Source organism: Shewanella sp. 11B5, assembly GCF_002836795.1.
Classification (GTDB): Bacteria; Pseudomonadota; Gammaproteobacteria; order Enterobacterales; family Shewanellaceae; genus Shewanella; species Shewanella frigidimarina.
Map to the genome: position 1 here is coordinate 1 of NZ_PJAP01001079.1, position 2,368 is coordinate 2,368.

At 43.0% G+C, this 2,368-nt stretch carries 1 protein-coding gene; it reads right to left on the reverse strand.

Features of this window, described 5'->3' with window-relative positions; translation table 11 throughout:
• On the reverse strand, positions 1-2,297 hold a 2,297-nt coding region (locus CXF78_RS20530), incomplete at its 3' end, for a S9 family peptidase (RefSeq protein WP_102037798.1).
• Positions 2,298-2,368 lie beyond the last annotated feature (71 nt).

Here is a 2,368-nt window from a genome sequence, read left to right on the forward strand (position 1 = left end):
AGCTGTTGATCTAAAAATGCCGCTAATGATTTATATAAATGATTACGCACTTTCTCGCCACGCATTGAATGCTTAGACCCTGGGTAATCCATCATTTGGAATAACTTACCCTCATCTTGTAACGCTTTATATACTCTAGTGCTGTTTTCAAACAGGACATTATCATCAGCCATACCGTGATACATCAATAAGCCCGATTGATAATTTTTTACATAAGGTAAAATACTGCTAGCGTCGTAACCTTTTTTATTGGTTAGTGGGTTACCCATATAACGCTCAGTATAATGAGTGTCGTACAAACGCCAATCCGTTACTGGCGCACCCGATATTGCCGCTTTAAAATAACCTGGTGCCTTAAATTGACTCATCAACGCCATATAACCACCATAACTGTGACCATAAATAGCAATGTTGTCACCATCAATAAATGGCAAGCTACGTAAGTAATCAACGCCAACTTTTTGATCGTTTACTTCAGCATCACCCATGTTTTGATAAATCACATGTTCAAATTGAGTCCCACGGTGCGCTGAACCACGATTATCTAATTGAAATACCGCATAGCCTTGCTGCAGTAAATATTGAGTAAAATAATCTGCTTCGCTCCAGCTGTTGACCACTAGCTGAGCATGCGGCCCACCATATACACGCACCACAACCGGATACTGCTTAGCGACATCAAAAGGCACTGGTTTAAACAATCTGTATTGCAATGCTTGACCATCTTCAGCGCTTAATTGACCAAACTCAGGCATTTGCCATAAACCTGCATAATCATAAAGCGGATGATTTTTATCAATGTCATTTTGCTCAACCCAAGCTAACTGCTTGCCAGAATCATTGTGCAAACTTATCTGCGGCGGTTGCTGTAAACTACTAAAGTAATCTAAATAAACGGGCTTTTTATCCGCAAATACAGCCTCATGCATACCCGATGCTTGGCTAATTCGCTCAATAGAATCCATACCTTTATTAAGATTAACCCGATACAAATGACGCTCAACAACGCTGTCTTTTCGACCGCTAAAATATACCCAACCCGTTGCTTCATCGACAAACTCAAGTGTATCAACAGCCCAATCACCTTGGGTTAATTGCTTAAGTTGTTTGCCTTGTAAGTCAAATAAATACAGATGATTAAAACCATCACGCTCAGAGCCCCAAATAAGGGCCGCTTGTTGCTTTAGGAAGTGTAAATCATTGTTTAAATTTACCCATGCTTTGCTGCGCTCTTCAATCACCGTTTTAGCTTGTGTCGGCTGAGAGATTGCAGCAATGCGTAGATCCAGCGTTTGTTGATCGCGGCTTTGCCATTGGAACGACACATGCTGGCTGTCGGGTAGCCAATCTACGCGAGGTAAATACATGTCCTTTTGTTTGCCTAAATCAATCCAGCTAATGGAGCGATCTTTTAAAGTCACGACACCCAGTGCTATCTCAACATTGGCTTTACCTGCATAAGGGTAACGCTGCTCAGTTAATTTAATCCCCTCAGCGTAAATTTCATTACGAGTCACTAACTCAACACCGGATTCATCGATACGAGTAAAGGCAATTGCAGACTCATCGGGCGCCCACCAATAGCCTGTCATACGGTCCATTTCTTCTTGGGCAACAAACTCTGCCATGGCATTTTTAATTGGCCCTTTACCATCTGTGGTGAGTGCCGTTACTTTTTGGCTATCCAATGACAATACAAATAAGTTTTGATCGCGCACAAACGACACAAAGTGACCTTTTGGAGACAAACGCGCATCGGTTGCAAAACCGTCACCGGTTGCAAGCTCAGCCACCTTATTGCTGGCAACGTCATATAAATACAACTTACCCGCAGCAGGGATTAAAATATGTTGGCTGTCTTCAGACCAGAAATACTCCATGATCCCTTGGCCGTAAATACGCTGACGCTCTCGGCGAGCTTTTTCTTCATCAGACAGTTCTCCAGCCTCTAATTGATCAGCATTAATCAGTACACTGCGCTTACCCGTAGCGATATCCATTTGCCATAAATCATACAAATGCTGATTATCGGCTCGGTTCGATAAATAGGTTACACGTTTTCCGTTAGGCGATAATGCCAACCCACGAGGGCTTGAGCCTGCTAAGGCTGGTGACGCATGAATACGTTCAATGGTCAGTGGTGTAGTGCTACCGTTGATTGCAGTCAGTGTCGCGGTAGTTGATGAGTTCATTATGCTGCCTTGAGCGGTTGCTGTTGCTGAAAAAACCGAGCTAGTAAAAAGAAGTGGCACGGCAGACGCTGCCGCTAAAGCATGATGCTTCCATGTTGTTGTCATTATTATTAATCCTTGGGGCAATTCAATCCGCCCACATTTTGCCTCAATTAACAGTAAAACCAAAACCTCAG